19 protein-coding genes are annotated in these 17,635 nt (G+C 68.3%); 9 read left to right on the forward strand and 10 right to left on the reverse strand.

All coding sequences use genetic code 11. The annotated features are described in order from the left end of the window. Positions 1 to 410: 410 nt before the first annotated feature. The 5 genes from N802_RS14115 to N802_RS14135 are packed head-to-tail and all read left to right on the forward strand — an operon-like array spanning position 411 to position 7,296. Positions 411 to 1,268, forward strand: a complete 858-nt coding sequence (locus N802_RS14115; RefSeq protein WP_156971421.1) for a hypothetical protein — start codon at positions 411 to 413, stop codon at positions 1,266 to 1,268. Further along, a complete protein-coding gene (locus tag N802_RS14120; protein WP_156971422.1) occupies positions 1,250 to 3,475 on the forward strand; it encodes a hypothetical protein in 2,226 nt (741 codons plus the stop codon). The genes N802_RS14115 and N802_RS14120 overlap by 19 nt, the downstream gene beginning before the upstream one ends. Next, a complete protein-coding gene (locus N802_RS14125) occupies positions 3,472 to 4,464 on the forward strand; it encodes a TniB family NTP-binding protein (protein WP_035917532.1) in 993 nt (330 codons plus the stop codon). Before N802_RS14120 ends, N802_RS14125 begins: the two co-directional genes overlap by 4 nt. A 10-nt stretch (positions 4,465 to 4,474) precedes the next feature. Continuing rightward, complete coding sequence (locus tag N802_RS14130; protein ID WP_035917533.1) at positions 4,475 to 5,983, forward strand: TniQ family protein; 1,509 nt, start codon at positions 4,475 to 4,477, stop codon at positions 5,981 to 5,983. Then, the gene (locus N802_RS14135) at positions 5,980 to 7,296 is read left to right on the forward strand and encodes a TniQ family protein (RefSeq protein ID WP_035917534.1); all 1,317 of its coding nucleotides are present in this window, start codon (positions 5,980 to 5,982) and stop codon (positions 7,294 to 7,296) included. Before N802_RS14130 ends, N802_RS14135 begins: the two co-directional genes overlap by 4 nt. A gap of 151 nt (positions 7,297 to 7,447) precedes the next feature. Here the strand turns inward: N802_RS14135 and N802_RS14140 are convergent, their stop codons facing one another. Then, on the reverse strand, positions 7,448 to 7,843 hold the full coding sequence (locus tag N802_RS14140; RefSeq protein WP_035917535.1) for a hypothetical protein: 396 nt from the start codon (positions 7,841 to 7,843) through the stop codon (positions 7,448 to 7,450). A gap of 179 nt (positions 7,844 to 8,022) precedes the next feature. Here N802_RS14140 and N802_RS14145 point away from each other — a divergent pair, with 179 nt between their 5' ends. After that, complete coding sequence (locus N802_RS14145; RefSeq protein WP_156971423.1) at positions 8,023 to 9,126, forward strand: hypothetical protein; 1,104 nt, start codon at positions 8,023 to 8,025, stop codon at positions 9,124 to 9,126. Here N802_RS14145 and N802_RS20285 read toward each other — a convergent pair. The 4 genes from N802_RS20285 to N802_RS14165 form a co-directional block, all read right to left on the reverse strand. After that, entirely contained in the window at positions 9,038 to 9,718 is a 681-nt protein-coding gene (locus N802_RS20285; protein ID WP_156971424.1) for a hypothetical protein, read from the reverse strand. The genes N802_RS14145 and N802_RS20285 overlap by 89 nt on opposite strands. Next, positions 9,715 to 9,999, reverse strand: a complete 285-nt coding sequence (locus N802_RS14155) for a helix-turn-helix domain-containing protein (protein ID WP_052109968.1) — start codon at positions 9,997 to 9,999, stop codon at positions 9,715 to 9,717. Before N802_RS14155 ends, N802_RS20285 begins: the two co-directional genes overlap by 4 nt. 20 nt (positions 10,000 to 10,019) lie before the next feature. After that, a complete protein-coding gene (locus tag N802_RS14160) occupies positions 10,020 to 10,721 on the reverse strand; it encodes a cutinase family protein (protein WP_052109969.1) in 702 nt (233 codons plus the stop codon). Between the two features lie 155 nt (positions 10,722 to 10,876). Continuing rightward, a complete protein-coding gene (locus N802_RS14165; protein ID WP_035917539.1) occupies positions 10,877 to 12,247 on the reverse strand; it encodes an FAD-dependent oxidoreductase in 1,371 nt (456 codons plus the stop codon). 75 nt (positions 12,248 to 12,322) lie between these two features. On the opposite strand from N802_RS14165, the gene N802_RS14170 reads away from it, so the two are divergent. After that, on the forward strand, positions 12,323 to 12,685 hold the full coding sequence (locus N802_RS14170) for an ArsR/SmtB family transcription factor (RefSeq protein WP_035917540.1): 363 nt from the start codon (positions 12,323 to 12,325) through the stop codon (positions 12,683 to 12,685). A gap of 28 nt (positions 12,686 to 12,713) precedes the next feature. Here N802_RS14170 and trxB read toward each other — a convergent pair whose 3' ends face one another. Genes trxB through N802_RS14190 form a run of 4 tightly spaced genes read right to left on the reverse strand, consistent with a single transcriptional unit; the run spans position 12,714 to position 15,504 of the window. Beyond that, positions 12,714 to 13,643: a thioredoxin-disulfide reductase gene (gene trxB, locus N802_RS14175; RefSeq protein ID WP_035917541.1), complete on the reverse strand. Its 930-nt coding sequence runs from the start codon at positions 13,641 to 13,643 to the stop codon at positions 12,714 to 12,716. 22 nt (positions 13,644 to 13,665) lie between these two features. Then, positions 13,666 to 14,088, reverse strand: coding sequence for an arsenate reductase ArsC (locus N802_RS14180; RefSeq protein ID WP_035917542.1), 423 nt, complete (start codon positions 14,086 to 14,088; stop codon positions 13,666 to 13,668). Between the two features lie 33 nt (positions 14,089 to 14,121). Then, positions 14,122 to 14,745: an arsenate-mycothiol transferase ArsC gene (locus N802_RS14185; RefSeq protein WP_035917543.1), complete on the reverse strand. Its 624-nt coding sequence runs from the start codon at positions 14,743 to 14,745 to the stop codon at positions 14,122 to 14,124. Between the two features lie 15 nt (positions 14,746 to 14,760). Continuing rightward, entirely contained in the window at positions 14,761 to 15,504 is a 744-nt protein-coding gene (locus tag N802_RS14190; RefSeq protein ID WP_084072234.1) for an aquaporin, read from the reverse strand. A 45-nt stretch (positions 15,505 to 15,549) separates the two neighbouring features. Here N802_RS14190 and N802_RS14195 point away from each other — a divergent pair, with 45 nt between their 5' ends. Beyond that, positions 15,550 to 16,242 carry an arsenate reductase/protein-tyrosine-phosphatase family protein gene (locus N802_RS14195; RefSeq protein WP_035917544.1) on the forward strand — a complete coding sequence of 231 codons (693 nt, stop codon included), beginning with the start codon at positions 15,550 to 15,552 and terminating at the stop codon, positions 16,240 to 16,242. Here N802_RS14195 and N802_RS14200 read toward each other — a convergent pair. Next, entirely contained in the window at positions 16,226 to 17,119 is an 894-nt protein-coding gene (locus tag N802_RS14200) for a sulfite exporter TauE/SafE family protein (protein ID WP_211254427.1), read from the reverse strand. The genes N802_RS14195 and N802_RS14200 overlap by 17 nt on opposite strands. A gap of 123 nt (positions 17,120 to 17,242) precedes the next feature. On the opposite strand from N802_RS14200, the gene N802_RS14205 reads away from it, so the two are divergent. Beyond that, positions 17,243 to 17,578, forward strand: a complete 336-nt coding sequence (locus N802_RS14205; protein WP_035917545.1) for a YnfA family protein — start codon at positions 17,243 to 17,245, stop codon at positions 17,576 to 17,578. The last annotated feature ends 57 nt before the right edge of the window (positions 17,579 to 17,635 follow it).

The raw sequence follows: 17,635 nt of genomic DNA on the forward strand, positions 1-17,635 counted from the left end.
CCGACCTACACCCTCATCTGGGAAGAGCCCGCAATCTCTGCGTCGCCCTTGCGCGCACGGGTACGTTTGATGGCGGGGTGCGCCAAGGGGGCGCATCGCACCCGGTGACGGCGTTGTGGTTGGTCCGCGACGCGTGAGAGGCGGTCTGGTGACAGGGAGTACGTAGCGCCAACGGGGCGGCGCTGGGAGCCTCAAACACCCCAGACACACACAAGGCCGGGCGGGAACCCGGCGCGTGTGTGGTGTACCGCGCGATTCGTGGTCGCGCGTCGAAACCTGTCAGATCAAGCAAGGAGGCTTTGCCTTGCCATTCTTGGGGACAGCCCACGTTGTGTCAACGCTGTGTCGAAGGTCCGGGTGCCGCTGTGACGGTCACGCGCGCGAGCGTGTCGCATCGTCGCGGAACCCGAGTGGACTTCCTCGAATCTCTTCGTGGGCCGCGAGCCCCGTGGGAAGAGGTCGTTTCGGCGGCACAGGACGCCGCTCTGGCTCGCCAGGTCGCGCTCACCTCGTCGGTGACCATCCGGGAGGTGGACCTGGTCTCGGGTCGTGACCGGCAGAAGACGTGCGATGTTCCAAGCGCCGCGACGTTGACACCGGATGTGCTGGCCGAGGTGCGTCGCCCGGTGTCTTACCAAGGGATGCGGAACTACATCGGCCGGATGGCGTTACCGTCGGTGGACCGGGAAGCCCACGCTGGGTGGTTCGAGTCCCGCAACGAGCAGGAGAGCTACCGCGACCTGCTGCTGACGCGTCCGATCACCCAAATGACCACCCAGCCGCTGCGACTGGAGTGGCCCTTCGCGTCGGGGGTGCGCACCCACGTCCCGGACGCGCTCTATGTCACGGTCGACGGTGTCGTCACCCTCCTCGACGTGACACGGCGTGCCCGCCTGGACTCCGCGGAGGCGCACGCGGTGTTCGTCCTTGCCCAGGCGACGGCCACCGCCTTGGGCTGGCGTTACGAGCTGCGCGGCGAACTGTCGGCCCAGCACCAACGCAACGTCTCCTTCGTGTACGCCCACCGGCACGCGCCCCCGGAACGGGTGCCTGGATGGGTGCAGGCCGCCCGTGGCCTCCCAGAGACATGCACCGTGCAACACGCCGCGGCCGCTCTGGGGCAGAGCCGGCCCGACCACGGCGCCTTGTGGCACCTGGTGGCCACCCGGCAGCTCTTCGTTGACCTGACCGCCCCGATCCGGATCGACAGTCGCGTCCAGCGACGCCCCCTGACCCGAAGGAGTTCCTCATGTCAGATCTCGCTGTGACCCCCGAGGATGAGGAGCCGGGGGACCCGCCCCGCGGACGCACCCGACTGCAGCCGGGCGAGTACCTGCAGATCGACGGACGCACAGTGCGGCTCGAGATGTTCGACCGGGACGCCTCCGGCAAGCTGACCGCCTTGCTGGACACGGGAGAGGGGTTGGAGCGGGTGTCGTGGCTGGAGCTGGTCGGCCGCCTCACCGCCACCTCAACCGAGGCGGCCGACGAAAGTCAGAACGACGACGACCCTCCTGTTTCGCCGGTCCTGGCCGACCTGCCACCCTCGGTCCGAGCCCAGGTCGAGGAGCGATACCAAGACCTCCTGCAGGTCGACACGGGCAGCCGCCGCGGCGACCCCGACGGCGACCGCCGCCAGGGCCGTCTGTCGCCGGACTACGACCCGGACACCACAACCAAAGCCCAGCGCCTGGAACGCAAGTCCCGTGAGTTGGCCGCACGCGAGGTGGCGCACGGTTCGGTCCCCACCCTGCGCCGGCAGCTGCGGCACATCCGACGTGGCGGCATCGACGCCCTGATCCACGGCAACCGCAAACTGCACACCCGCCGCCTCGAAGGAGTGTCCGATCATGCCCTGACCGTCATCACCGAGGCCCTTCGGAAAGAACCGGACCGGGCCAGGATCAGCGACCGCGCCCTGCGGGACAAGGTCCTGGCCGCGCTGCTGCGCGAAAAGGTGCCGGATCGCATTTCGCAGTACAAGCTCGGCGTCGTCATCGGGGAGCTGTCCAGAGACCTCGACCTGCACCTGGACGCCAAGGGCCGTCAACGGGTGGCGATCAAACCCGACACCGTCTACGGCCGCCGGCAGGTGTCGCGACCCGGGGAGATCGTCCAGATCGACGCCACCGACACCACGATCCACGTGTGGGATCCCCGGCTGGGTTGGGCCAAGGCGACCATCCTGTCCGCGATCGACGTGTTCACCCGCTGCGTCGTGGCCCTGCGGGTGGTCCTGGGCAAGGCGACCAGCCGCGACGTGTCCATGCTGATCTGCGACATGGGGCGACCCATGGTGACCCGCGCCGGATGGCCCTACGAGCTGGAGAACTTCCACGGCATGCCCCGCCTGGTCTCCATCGTCAACGAGGTCGACACCGACCCCGAGCCGGGCGCCGTGGTGGACCTGATCGGGCGCAAACCCGCCATCGTCCCCAGCACCATCGTTCTCGACCACGGCAAGGAGATGGACTCGCTTCACCTGATGTCGGTGTGCGCCCGCGCCGGCGTTGACGTCGTGTTCTGCCCGCCGAAAGCCGCGCACGCCAAAGGCACCATCGAGGCGCTGCACAACACCTACCGGGAGATCGAGTCCATCCTGGGAGGGTTCAAGGGCGAGCACCCGGGCAACCACCCGGCCGACGCTGAGAGCCGCGCCTGCCTGACCGCTCAGGATCTGCGCGACGCCCTGTGGGAGTACATCCTCAACATCTACAACTGGGAACCCCACGACGGGCTCGCCGAGCTCCACCAGTCCCAGGTGCCGTTGTGCCCGGCCGGGATCTTCACGGCCTACATTGCCGGTGGCGGATGGATCGAGATGCCCAGCGACCCGTGGGATCACATCCGGGCGATGAAGGACCAGCAGTGCATCGTCCACCCTTACGGCGTCAACGTCGACGGTCGCCAATACAACAGCGCCGAACTGCGCTCCCTGCGCGCGCTCCTGGCGCGAGGCGTCGGAGCCCCCGCCCGACCATTGACGGTGTACTGGGATCGGTGGGACACCGACCGGGTGTACGCCCGCCACCCCGTCACCGGGGACTACCTGTGCATCCCCAGAGCTGGCGCGGCCATCCCCACCCGCATGCCCGCCACGGAACTGTTCGACCGGGCCGTTCGGGCCCAGATCGTCACCTCCACCGGACGCCCTCTGACCGGACCGCAGGTCTCCCAGTTGCGTGCCGAGTTCATCAACCGCCACTCCGAGGACGCCTTCGCCTCCCGCAACGAGGCCCGGCTTGCCGCCCTGGAGGCGTCCAGGTCACGCGACTACGCCCACGACCTCGCCGACGCCAGCCCCGAGTTCCGCAAGCTTGCCTTCGGTGACGACGACGTCGTCACCGGCCAACTCGTCGACACGACCGCCGACAGCGACGAGATCCTTGACGCCGACCTCGCCGATGACGAGGACGACCCGGACGAGACCCTCGACTTCACCGGGCTCGCCGACGACCTGTGGGATCAGGCGTGAACGCGACCTTCCACCCGCAGAACCCCGACGACTGGGGTGCGTATCTCGACCGGGCCACCCCTGCTCGACCGAGCGTCACCGGCGCCACCCTCGACGCCGACACCCTGGACGCTTTCGTGGCCTACAACCTCAGTTTGGGGCCCATCCCCACCGACGACGTCAGAGCCATCCGCGACGCCATCGAGCGCGCCCAACTCCGCAACCGGCACGCACCCCTGCACGGACAGCACGTGGTGGTCGTCGACGGACCGCCCATGGCCGGCAAGACGTATGCCGTCCTGGGCTGCGCCCTCGAACAGACCCGCGCTGCCCGGCAGCAGCCACCGCCGGACCCATCCTGCTTGCACCCCACCGCATGGGCTTACACCGAAGTCACCCAGCACCACGGCGCCGCCTCCATCACCGAGGCCCTGGGCGACGCCATCGGCATCGTCAAAGACAGCCGGGACCGCACCCCGCAGTTCTTGTCCAAGATCCGCGATCTGGCACCCCAGGTGGGGATGGTCGGCTACATCGTCGATGACAGCCACGGAATCCTTGGCGCCCGCAGCCGAGACTCGACCAGCCTGGCGACAACGCTCAAAGGGTTGATCACCGGCATCCCGGCCACCGCTGTCATCGTCGGCGCCAACCTGCGCGAGCAGGGAATCTTCTCCGGCAGCGCCGGTGAACAGGTCCGGCTCCGCAGCGCCGGAACCTGGGTCACCTGCGCGCAATGGCCACCACCGGACGGCAAGCGCGTCACCGGGTGGGAACGGCTGGCCGCCACCATGAGTGAACGGCTCGCGTTTCCCGGCGGACCGAAGCAGTGCCGACTCAACCAGAAGGGGGTCATCGCTTCGCTAGCTGAGGGCTCCGCAGGACGTCCTGGCATCGCGATCAACTGGGTCAAGGAGGCCGCCATCCACGCCATCACCCACGAGAGCACGCTGGACGGGGCAGCCCTGGCCGCGACCCGCCCCGCCCTCGACGACGCAGCCCCGGCCTGAAGGACCGCGCATGCCCGCCGTTGCCCTGCGGACCGCGACCCACGACGACGAAACGTGGCAGTCCTACCTGTCCCGCAGCGCCGCCGCCCACCTGTGCACCCTGCAGTCCTTGGCTCGTCACATCGGCCTGCTCCACAACGGCCGGTGGCCCGGATACCACGGCGTGGTCCTGGCTCCTGATCATGCGACCCGCGTTGCGCACCATCTGGGCATCAGCCCCGACGACGTCCACGCGATGCACCTGTCCCGCTTCGACCAGCGAGCCTTCGACCTGACCGGCCTGTTCGACCACGACGGACGGCGTCGAATCGACGGCACTCGCCGGGTGGCCAACCAGGGCTGGGTCTTCTTGGCCGGGAGCCGTTACTGCCCCACCTGCTTGGCTGAGGACGGGATTTGGCGGCTGTCCTGGCGCCTTCCCTGGGTCCTCACCTGCCGCGCGCACGCCACTTGGCTGCGCCACACCTGCCCGGGGTGCGGCGGCACCCCTGGCCTGTACACACACCTGCACGCCAGCGCCCCCTCCCGGGCCATGAGCCGCCCCGACGGCAAGCGATGCGACCTCCCGTCCCTGAACCGCGCGCCGGGCACCTGCGGTGCCGACCTCACCGCCCAAGATCCGCTTCCCGCTCCGTGGGAGACGATCCGGGCCAGCGCCATGTTCGAGCAGGTCATCGCGGGCGGCCACGCAGCGGTCCACGGCATCGACTACCCCTCACTTGAGACGCTGCGGGCGTGGCAGTCCGCCATCGGGATCGCCGTCGCCCTGGGCCGCACACCCACCATTGACTGGGGGCGCACCCACCGGCGGGCAACCCCGCCACGGGACCCGGCGGTCATGGCAGACCTCGTGATGACGGTCCAGCCCCTGCTCGACGCGGCCACCCCCGACGAGGCCGCGGACATCCTGCAACGGTGGTGCCGCGACGCCGGCATCCGCAGCCCTCACGCCGACACCTTCGGCCGTGTCACCGCCCCCTCCACGGCCTTGACGCCGGCGATCGCCACGGCGTTGCAGCGCACCGGCCGAGTCCACATCCTGCTCACCCGGGAACGGCTGATCGCCCAACAGCAGCTGCCAGTCCAGGACTGGACCCTCGACGACGTCCCCCAACTGGTCTGGCCGTGCGCGCTCCCGCCGCAGCGCCGATCCAGCCGCAAGCCAGATGTCCTGATCCTGCGAGCCGTGACCTCACTGGTCCTCACCCGCATCCACGACGGCCACCCATGGGCCGAAGCCGGCGCCCGGCTCGGCATCCCGCCGGCCAAGGCGAGGCAGTGGACCCGGTACTGCTTCTCCAGCGCGTTCCCGGGCCTGCGAGGCGACCTGCTTGCCGCCGCGCGCACGTTGAGCCCCCAGCTGGCGGACCAGCCGGAACGTGCCGCCTGGGCACACCACCCCGTGCTGCCCGACGCGTACGGGCTGCTGTCCTTGCGTGGAGCCCAGGACGCGACGTGTCGTCGTGTCGACCCGACCAGCCCTTGGTGCCCCTGTAGCGTGCCGGCGAGGACACCATGACAACAGACGACGTCCACGACGCACCACGACCGCTTCCGTTGCGGTTGGAGCCGCAACCGCGCGAAACCCTGCCCGGATACCTCAAACGTGTCGCCGTCACCTTCTCGGCCAGCCCGGCCGCCGTGGTCGCCCCCATCAGTGCACGATGGGCCACCCGGATCCGTGCCGGCAGATGCGCCCGCAGCAGCGGCATCGCCATGACGGACCGTACTGTGGCATCCACCGCGAGGCGACTCAACCTCACCCCCGACGAGGTCCGCGCCATGCTGGCCTCGACCGATGAGGACATCACCATCGGCTTCGACCGTGTCCCTGCCGCAACGTTCGACCCCGCCACCGGCACCGCGACCTTGGCCGATCAGGCAACCCTCGGGTGGTTGGTCGATGCCCGTTTCGACAGATTCTGCCGTGCCTGCGACCGGCAGACCCCCGACATCACCCGGCTGGAATGGCGCTACCCCTGGTACACGATCTGCCCGATCCACCTCTGCCTGTTGCGTCCCCACAACCCCGACGAGAACGCCGACACGGACTTCGATGAGTTGCTCGAGGTCCAAGAGCAGTTCATGGCCATCATCAAGGGTCAGGACAGCTTCGCCCGGCTCAGCCGGCGCGACGGGTTCATCGAGCTCAACGCCGCCGTCGAGGTCCTCTCCCGTGTCCGCGGTGGCCTTCGTCTCAAGATGACTGGACTGGTCGAGCCGTGGTTCATTGCGCGGATCCTGCCTGATGCGTTCACCGCCATCGAGACGCCCATGGACACCTGGCCTGACACCGTTCTCGACCTCGCCGGCGCCAAGCACCCGGGCGGAGCGCTCTCCTGGGCTCTGGAAAGGCACGGCGCCACTTCGCCGTTTGGATTGCGCGCCGATCTCCTGCGTTACGCCGGGCAGCACGGCCAGTACTTGGGGCTCTGGGCCAAAGACATTCGTATCCCCGCCGAGCACCTCCTGTTGGCGACTTCTGAGGCGAAAGTGCGGGCACGCACTACCTTCCCGCCGCTCCTGCCGCGCGAGCTCGTCGTGCCCGAATTGAGCGACTTCACACCCTGGCTATCCATCCCGCAGGCGCAACGGGCCGCGGGCCTGGCGGCCCTCATGATCGTCACCGGAGACGACATGAGAACGGCGGGCGAGCACCAAGGGAACCAGGGCCGTCATCAGATGGCCCTGCGTCGTACCTGGTGGAACCTCGAGAGCCGGGGGCTCCTGGCGGACTACTTCGGGGCCGTCGCCGCGACAGCCCAACGACTCCTGGCGAGCACCGACGTGCCCGCCGAGGCCTCGCGCACCAGCGGGCAGCGTGTCTCGTGATCTGACGATCGGGCCTGTCGTGCTCGGCCGGTCGCGCGGTTCGCGGGGAGCGCTGCCATTGCCACGGCGCTGAGACAACGCGCCACCTACTCGTAACCGGCAGGGGCGAGCGCAGGACTACTCGGACGACAAGTCGGTCATCACCTGGGCACTACTCGGACGACAAGTCGGTCATCACCTGGGCGGCTGCCTCGACCAAGGCCTCCAGCGGCGGCAGCGACCTTTCGGGCCCGCCCGCGAGGGCCTCTGCCGTGCCCCGGGCCCGGTCCAGGGCCCTCTGCAAGTCTTGGAGGTGGGCGTGGCGGATGTGCTCCTGCGGGGCGGAGTCATCGCCGCGCTCGAGATACAACACCGTGCGCCGCAAGTCAGCCACCACGCCCTCGAAGTGAGCCAACCGGGCCCGGGCCTGACGCAGTTCCCGGTAGGCCTCCGTGCGGCATACCGGGGTGCAGTACAACGCGGGCCGGCCCGGTTGTGCGGGGCGCGTGAACTCCGTGTGGCACCGCAGGCAGAACGCGCTGAGGTCCTCCGGAGTCAGGGAAGGCACCGGGACAAGTCTCGCCGACCTTGGCATGCCCTCACCTCCAACCACCATCAATCCGCGCAATATCTTCCCTTCGACTGTACTGGTCAAAGCCCATAAGGCGATCGGAACCCGGCCAGCGACGCGCCGACAGGGCGCGCATCATTTCGACACTAATTCTCGATGCCACACTCGAAAGCCCAGTGGCAGCAGAGTTGGAGCAGACCATGGAGTCGATCGGCACCTACACCGTTCACGGCCATGCCCACACGGTCGCGTCGGCACACGAGAGCTGGACCCGCCCGGTCCTGATCCACGACGCCAAGCCAGGGGTGGTGCAGCGAGCCTGCTGGCCTCGCGCGGCCGCGGACCAGGTCACCCTTGACTGCGGTTCGTGGCGGCGCCACGTCGCCACCGCGCAACGACCATCAGAGCTGGGGGGCGACGATGGCCTCCTGGGGGTGACCCTGACGCAGTGGGCGTCTGGGTTCCCCCCTGGGGCAACACTGCTCGCCCCCTCGGGGTTCGTCCCTGCCGAGGACTGGGGAACCCTTCAGGCCCAGGTGCGTCACTGGACGCAGGAATCAGTGGACAGGGTCATCCCGTTCATCCCGACGGATCAAGGCATGCTCCGCCGCGGCAGCCGGGACCAATTCGTGGATCAGGTGTCGGCGCTTCCCGAAGGGCCGGTTGCGCTGCTGTTCGCCGCCAAGGGGGAAGGCTTGCAGAGCAGTGAAGTCCTGGACGGGCTGCGCTGGATGGTGACCAAGCTCGAGCGGGTGTGGCTGGTCGGGGTACAACCGCTGGTGGCGCTCGACGCGATCGCCCACGGCGCACAGAGGGCCTATGTGGGCACGAACTCCACTCTGCGGTTTCCGTCACCGCCTGGCGTCAACGGGTTCAACAAGAACGCCAAGGACTTCGTGCCCGGGCTGCTGCACCCTGACCTGCTCGAGATGCGCAGCCCAGGGGTCTACGCCGACTGGTACGTGACGTCCCACGCGCCGCGTTGTCCGGTGTGCGGTCGTTCTGTCGATGGCTACACCCCGACACCGGGCTCGCGACTGAGGGTCGTGGATCACAACATCCACGCCGTCTCGCAGGCCCTGGCCGCCCTCGAAATGGACGCCGAGTTCTCCACTCCTGGACCGGCATCCGCACACCATCAGCGCATCGGTGCGGCCCTGGCGCACTTGCCGCTGAGCCGGGTCCTCCCGGTCAGTGACTACGACCGGGTTCTGATGAACTTGCTGCGGTTGGATCGAGAACTGTTTCCGGTTCCCGACGAGGTGTCCGCGATCCTGTAGTGGTCAGCCACTGGCGGTAGGCCCATTCCTCGAAACGCCACTTGGCCGCCTTGACGACCCCGCCGGGAGGGACCTCGGGCGCGACCAGGACCCTGTGGTCGGCGCCTTCGACCTGCCACACCCCGATGCCCAAGAGCTGCGCTGCCCACAGCATCGACGAGTCCACCCGAGCATCTGCAGGGGTTCGAACCACGACGGGAGCGGCTGCAGCGAACCGTCGGGCCGTCTCGAGGCTCTTGTGCCAACGGTCACCGTCCACCACGACCGTTTCGACTTGGCAGGGCCGCTGCAGCAACCTGACGATGTCCACGCCGTGATCGCCGGTCCAGCAACCTCGCGGGGCCCGTCGCAGGTGGTCCCAGTCCTCGGGGTCCAACGCTGTGGTGGCCACCGGCCACCCCTGCGGAAGGGTGAGGAACAGGTCTAGCAGGGCCAGGTCGGTCACCGCACCCAGGTGCGCCTGCATGCGGCGTTCATGCTCGAACGGATTGATGGTCACCACTGCGTTGGCCCTGGCCCCCGACAGGCGGGCCCCGTTCTCGACCCAGGCAGGCGCCCGTGGCGTCAGGGCCGAGGCGACGTCCCGGCTCATGATCGGTGGCCGCTCATCCGCGTCTGGTCCGGGTCGACACGGTAGGCGACGTCTGCCAGGACCTGATCAACCGACAGGCCCAACTCGCGCGCCACCGCGGACACGACGAACACTCCCGGGGAGGCCACACTCCCACGTTCGATGGCCCTCAACGTGTCGACGACGACGCCACTGGCGCGCGCCACGGAGTCGCAACTGCGTGCGCCTCGCGCCTGAACCAGAACGAGGCCGAGGGCGCGTCCCTTCTGATGATCTTGCTCAGTCAGCGCGGGTCGAGGCACGCGATAAATATACTGGATAATTATCCCAAATGAGGTGCCTTCTTGTGGGAGGTGCTGGGAGTCCTGGACAGCTGCTCGAGGACAAAGTCTGCTGACTGGTCGGGCATGCCGTTGTGGAAGTAGGCCACGTGCCCATCGACGTCGGAGCCGGGAGCATTCTGTGCTGCGATGTCTGTGAGAGTGCAGTAGTCGCGGATGCGGTCGGTGAACTTCTCGAGCGCACCCGCGTGGTGTGGGGTGACTCCACTGACTCCGGGCGCGTACTCGCCGGCGTTGTGGGGCTGCCCGGCCGTGAAGGTCGGGTTGCCGAACAGTGCCACCGCGTGCACCAGTCGCGCCGCCGTTCGGTTCAGTGCGGGTGCGTCGTGTCCGGCCCGCCGATGGTGCGGCGCAGCGAGCGTGTCGGTGATGACCTGGGCCCCTTGGGACCAGCCGAGCAGGACGATCCGTTGCTCAGGGCGAGTGGCCGCTTGGTCATGCAGGGCCGCCACCAGGTTGCGGACACCGATCGCTGGGCTGCGTCCGAGGTCGATGCGCGCGGGGAACGTCGGGTCGAAACTGGTGAAGGTGGCCGGGTAGGCCAGGCTCAGGATGCGCACGTCGCCGGCGTATCGCCGCGCGATGGTCTGCGCGATGGGTGTGAGGAGTCGGGACCCACTGGCGGGTTCGGTGCTGCCGCGGGCCGTGATGATGAGGACCGGTGGGCTCGGCGCGGTGGTCATTGGCTCTCCGGGTTGGTCGTGGCCGGGATCGCGGCTGACGTGGCGGGCCTCAACGGCGCCAGGTGCGCTTCGTCGAAACCTTCCACATCTTCAGCCCTGCTGGACCGCGCCCGTGGACGCCGACCACGCGGGTGGCATCCAGGGGCGCGGCAGGGTCAGCGCGACGGTGTGGTGCCGATGCTGAGGAGTTCCTGTGGTGCGGGTGCGCCGCAGCAGCCGCCTGCCTGGGCGTCTGCGGGGGCGGGTTCGTCGAACAGGCCTGAGCCGCCACACGCCCCGGAGTCCGGCAGGGTGAGTTCGACTCGCTCGGCTGCCTCGTGGTCGCCGGCGATCGCGGCTGCGACGCTGCGGACCTGCTCGAAGCCCGTCAGCGCGAGGAAGGACGGCGCGCGACCGTAGGACTTCATGCCGACCAGGTAGAAACCCATCTCGGGCTGGGCCAGCTCCTTGGCTCCGTGAGGGTAGACCGTGCCGCAGGAGTGCACGTTGGGGTCGATCAGGGGAGCGAGTGTTGCTGGGGCCTGCAGGACCGGGTCGAGGTCCAGGCGGACCTCGGACAACATGCTGAGGTTGGGCCGGAAGCCGGTGACCACGATGACCTCGTCGACACCGGTGACCTGTTGCCCGTCGAACGAGGTCAACGACAGGGTCCCGTCGCTGGTGTTGGTCACCTCGGACGTGCGGAATCCAGTAATGGGGGTGATCGCCCCGGAGTCGACGGCCTCCTTGGCGCGGGTGCCGAGCGCGCCACGGGCGACGAGCTGGTCGTTGTCACCGCCCCCGAAGGCACCGCTGGCCGTCGGCCGTCGCACGAGCCAGCTGACGCGAGTCTTCGGGTTGTCCTTGGCGATGGCCGCAAGCTCGACGAGCGCGTTCTGGGCGGAGGCGCCGGCGCCGGCGACGACGACGTGGCGGCCCTCGTAGCGGGCCCGCACGGATTCGTCCCGCAGGTTCGGGACCTGGTAGGTGATGCGGTCCGCAGCGGCGCGCTCACCGATGGCCGCGAGCCCGTCTCCTCCCAGTGGGTTCGGGCCGCCCCAGGTGCCCGACGCGTCGATGACCGCATGCGCGGTCAGGCGCTCGATGCCCGCGGCGCTCTGAACCTGGAGGACGAAGGGTGCGGTCTCTCGCCCGGAGTCAACGACCAGGTCGCGACCCTGGCGGGTGACCCCCACGACGCGCGCGTCGTACCGCACCGTGACCCGATCCGACGCGTGCAACGCTTCGGCCAACGGCTGCAGGTAGGCCTGCGACCACTGCTCACCCGTCGGGTAGTCGTCAGGGTTGGGCGCGGACCAGCCGGCCGACTCGAGGAGGCGGCGACCGGCCGGGTCCACGAGCTCGGACCACTGGGAGAACAGGCGGACGTGGCCCCACTGGCTCACCGCTTCGCCGGCACGGGTTCCGCCCTCGAGGACGACGACGTCGAGTCCGCGCTCGAGCAGGTTGGCGGCGGCGGCCAGGCCGGACGGGCCCGCCCCGATGACGGCGACCGGGTGGGTGGTGCCGGACAGGGGATCGGTCATAACGCACTCCTTGAATCGATAACTGTCGATATAAGGATCTTGCTCCAACGTATCGACGGATGTCAAGATAGATGAATGTCGAAGTCATCCGTCATCGAGGCGCCCCGCACCGCTGCCCAGGCGGTGGGGTGCTGCCCGCCCCTGTCGGGCGCAGTCCTCGAGGTCAGTCAGGCCGTGACGGCTGCGGCCATGTTTAAGGCTCTGGGTGACCCGGTGCGGCTGAGGATCTTCTCGATGATCGCCTCGTCGCCGGGGGGCGAGTTGTGTGTGTGCGACGTCCTGGATGTGGGGGTCTCCCAGCCGACGGTGAGTCACCACCTCAAGAAGCTGCGTGAAGCCGGCCTGCTCACCAGTCGTAAAGAGGGGACCTGGGTGCACTACGCCGTGTCACCCGGAGTGCTCGGGGCGTTGGCCTCGCTGCTTCAGCTCCCTGCCTAGGAGACTGCCGTCGATCCTCGCGCGGTGGTCAGTGGGCGAGGAACTTCTCGGCGTCGAGGGCCGCGGCGCAACCGGAGCCGGCAGCGGTGATGGCCTGACGGTAGGTGTGGTCGACGAGGTCGCCACAGGCGAAGACGCCGGGGAGGTTGGTGAGCGTGGAACGGCCCTGGACGAGGACGTAGCCCTCGTCGTCCAGATCCACGACGCCCTTGATGAGCTCGTTGCGGGGGTCGTGGCCGATCGCGATGAACAGGCCGGTGACGGCCAGGTCGCTGGTCTCACCGGTTGTGGTGTCGCGCAGGGTCACACCGGTCAGCTTGTCGCCACCATTGACCGCGTCCACGCCGCTGTTCCAGGCGAACTTGATCTTGTCGTTGGCGAACGCGCGCTCGGCCATGATCTTGGAGGCGCGCAGCTCGTCCCGACGGTGGATGAGGGTGACCGACTTGGCGAACTTCGTCAGGAAGGTGGCCTCCTCGATGGCGGAGTCGCCACCACCGACGACGGCGATGTCCTGGTCGCGGAAGAAGAACCCGTCGCACGTCGCACACCAGGAGACACCGTGGCCGGAGAGGCGCTTCTCGTCGGGCAGGCCGAGCTCGCGGTAGGCCGAACCCATGGCCAGGATGATCGAGCGGGCGCGCCAGGTGCGTCCCTCACCGTCGATGACGGACTTGATCTCGCCGTCGAGGGAGACGGACTCGATGTCGTCGGTGACCAGCTCGGCGCCGAAGCGCTCGGCCTGGGCACGCATCTGGTCCATGAGGTCCGGGCCCATGATGCCGTCGCGGAAGCCGGGGAAGTTCTCGACCTCGGTCGTGTTCATGAGGGCGCCACCAGCAGTGACGGCCCCTTCGAACAGCACGGGTTGGAGATTGGCGCGGGCGGCGTACACGGCGGCGGTGTAGCCGGCCGGGCCGGACCCGATGATGATGACGTTGCGGACGTCGGTGGTCACGTGCGTTCTCCTCGTGGGACGTTCAGGCGCTCACGGGCGTCACGCCGAGCTCGTCGAGGAGGGTCAGAACCCGCTGCTTGATGTCGTCGCGGATGGGGCGGACGGAGTCGACGCCCTTGCCTGCGGGGTCTTCGAGTTCCCAGTCCTCGTAGCGCTTGCCCGGGAAGATGGGGCAGGTGTCGCCGCATCCCATGGTGATGACCACGTCGCTGGACTGCACGGCATCGGTGGTGAGGATCTTCGGGGTTTCGGCGGTGATGTCGATGCCCTCTTCGGCCATGGCTTCGACGGCGGAGGGATTCACCTGGTCTGCGGGTGCGGATCCGGCCGAGAGGACCTCGACGGCGCCGCCGGAGAGGTGATGGGTGTACGCGGCGGCCATCTGCGATCGTCCGGCGTTGTGCACGCAGACGAACAGGACCGAAGGTTTGGTTGCGGTGCTCATGGGTGGGCTTCCTTCTGGTGTGGCGGATTCGGGTCAGTTGAGGATTTCGCGCAGGAGGGTGGTGACTCGGGCCTGGATGTCATCGCGGATGTCGCGGACGACTTCGATGGGCTGGTCGGCCGGGTCGGCGACGTCCCAGTCCTCGTAGCGTTTGCCCGGGAAGATGGGGCACGCGTCGCCGCAACCCATGGTGATGATCACGTCGGCTGCGCGAATGACATTGTCGGACAGCGGTTTCGGGTAGGCCGTGACCAGTGAGATGCCGCGCTCGGCGAGAACGTCGACGACCATGGGGTTGATCTCTCGCGACGGGGCGGAGCCGGCGGAGCGGACGTGGACCCGGCGGGCCGAGAGGTGTTCGGTCATCGCTGCGGCCATCTGGGAGCGGCCGGCGTTGTGGACACACACGAAAACGATCTCGGGGACCGTCTTGGCGATGTGACCTTCCGCCTGGGCTGCGGCCATCAGCTGTTCCCGGGCCTGGCGTGCGACCAGCACGGGAAGGTAGGTCTGGACGGTGGACACCGGCTCGAGTGCCAGACGTGCGGCGTCGACGGCAGCGGCGACGCTCTGCGAGGAGAAGACACCTTCGTAGGAGTAGGTGAGGTCCTCGGTGATCGCCGCGTACGGGTCCTTCGAGGGGGAGACAGTGCTCATGACGGAGCCCTTTCCTTAGGCCGAGTTTGATGGAGCGGGGTGAGGGACGACGACGTCGTCGGCGCTCGAGGCGGCGTCGGGGTACAGAGCCAAGGTGATGGCGACGCCCACGACCAGGCCGACCAGCTGCGCCACCACGAACCCCGGGGCCGAACTCGGGGCGATGCCAGCGAACGTGTCGGAGAAGATACGGCCAACGGTGACCGCCGGGTTGGCGAACGAGGTGGAGCTGGTGAACCAGTACGCGGCACCGATGTAGGCACCGACGGCCGGGGCGGCCATGGCGCCGCGGCCACTGCGCGCCAGGGCGAAGATCAAAGCGACCAGAACACTCGTGGCGACGACCTCGGCAAGCAGGTGAGGGCCGGTGGCGCGTTCCTTGGTCGACAACGCCATCGATGCACCGAACATCGCGTTGGCCAGGACGGCACCCGTGATCGCGCCCACGACCTGCGCGACCGCGTAGGCAGCGACCTCCGAGAGGGAAAGGCCCGTCCCTGCGCGCCGCCCGATGAACCAATCGGCCAGAGAGACGACCGGGTTGAAGTGAGCCCCGGACACCGGGCCGAACATGAGGATGAGCACCGCGAGGCCGAGCACGGTTGCCGTGCTGTTCTCGAGGAGCTGGAGCCCGACGTCCCCAGGGGAAAGCTCCGCTGCCGCAATGCCGGACCCGACGACCACGGCCACCAGGAGGGCAGTGCCGAGGAACTCGGCGAGCAAGCGGCGCGGCAGGGGCGGTGTCTCAATGTCGGTCACACGAGAATGTTGACTCAACCCAGTCACTCAGTCAAACTTGAGTCAATGAACACTGAGCAAACAGAGATTCTGCAGCGGCGAGCAGCTCTTCATGGCGCCCTCGCCGACGTCACACGGCTGCGCATCGTCGATCTGCTCGCTGTCAGTGACTGGTCGGCGACCGAGTTGGGCAGGGCCCTGGCGATTCCGTCCAACTTGCTCGCACACCACCTCAAGGTCCTCGATTCCGCCGGGCTTGTAACGCGCCGCCGCTCCGAGGGTGACGCACGCCGCTCGTACCTCTCCCTCAACGGCCACAACGAGTGGCTCCTGCGAGATCTGGGTCCGGGGCAATCTCAGGTGAGCGCCTCCCGCGTCGTCTTCGTATGCACCGCGAACACCGCGCGCTCCCACCTGGCGACCGCCGCTTGGCGACGTGTCAGCGCCATCCCCGCGACATCGGCGGGAACCCACCCGGGCGAAATCACCCACCAAGGCGCGATCGCTACGGCCCAACGTCACGACCTCGACCTCCCGGCGATCACCCCGCGCGCACTAGGGCATTCGGACCTTGCCAACGATCTCATCGTCACCGTGTGCGACCGTGCCCACGAGGACCTCGACGGCCGCGACTGGGCCCACTGGTCCATTCCCGACCCCGTACCCGCAGGCACCGACAGAGCCTTCGACGACGCCCTCGAAGCCATCACCGCGAGAGTGGCTCGGCTGTCCGCCCAGGTCGTCAGCGCCACGGGCTGACGACCTGTGGGAGGTAAGGGTAGGCACCGCCCGGGGCTTTGGGCGCTGAGCTACCCGTGTTGCCAGACCTTGTGCGCGGACACGACGAGGAGTGCGGCCAACAATGGCACGAGGAGTTCGGTAGGGATGACGCCCAACAGTGCGCCGCCGGCGACGGTGCCGATGATGGATCCGGTGGCCATGGCCAGGAGAAGGTGCGGTTGCGGGCAAGAACGGTGAAGGACTGGTCTTGGCTGTAGCGGGCGAACGCGACAAGCATGGTGGGCAGCGACACTGCCAGGGACAGGCTTCCCGCGAGTTTGATGTCGGACCCGTACAGCAGCACGATCGTAGGGATCAGAAGTTCACCTCCGGCGACCCCCATCAACGCCGCGACGACTCCGATACCGGCCCCTGCGGCGATGCCGGTGATCGTGACAAGAGGGCCGTCGAGGCCAGATGGGTGCACGTCGCCCAGATGGGTGGTCAGGAGAGCGGCCGCGATCAGGATCAGCAGGATCGCCAGGACCCGGTAGAGGGTGCGGTTGGCCATGCGGGTGGCCCAGCCTGCGCCCAGGTAGGCACCCAGCAGGCTTCCCGTGAGGAGGTTGACGACGATCGGCCAGTGCGGAGCGAGCTGGTCCAAGGGCACCGCGACCAAGCGCGCGGGCAGCGCGGTGGCGACCACGAGCAGGCTCATCGCCTTGTTCAGGATCACTGCTTGGAGGGCGAGGAACCCGAACACCCCGATAAGCAGCGGCAATCGGAACTCGGCGCCCCCAAGGCCGATCATGCCGCCCAGTAGACCGACAGCGGCTCCGGCACCCGCGGCCGCCCATCCGTTTCGCGTCGGAGGTTGCGAGGCCCGTGGCGCCTGGGTCCCGGGTGGTGCGGTCATGAGGTGAGCATGACTCACCTTCGGCCTCGAGATCCACAACGCAGCGCTGCGCAGCCCGGGCGCCAACTCGTGAACCCAAACGCACCGACGCACCAACCCCGTCGAGTTGAAAGACTCTGCTCCATGTCCGTCGTGAAGTCCCTGGCGTTGTTCGCCCTGGCCGCCCTCTCCGAGATCGGCGGCGCCTGGCTGGTCTGGCAGGGAGTACGCGAACACAAGGGCTGGGCCTGGATCGGCACCGGAGTCATCGCCCTCGGCGTCTACGGGTTCGTCGCAACCCTCCAGGACGACGCGAACTTCGGACGCATCCTGGCGGCCTACGGCGGCGTCTTCGTTGCCGGCTCCCTAGCTTGGGGGATGGTCATGGACGGCTTCCGGCCAGACCGGTACGACATCGCCGGTGCGCTCGTCTGCCTCGTCGGCGTCGCGGTCATCATGTACGCCCCGCGCGCTGCCTGAGTCGACACCAGCGCAAGCAGAGGGCGCGTCCGGGGGTCATGGTCGTACACGTGTGCT

The sequence above is a fragment of the Knoellia sinensis KCTC 19936 genome, from assembly GCF_000768705.1.
Taxonomy (GTDB): Bacteria; Actinomycetota; Actinomycetes; order Actinomycetales; family Dermatophilaceae; genus Knoellia; species Knoellia sinensis.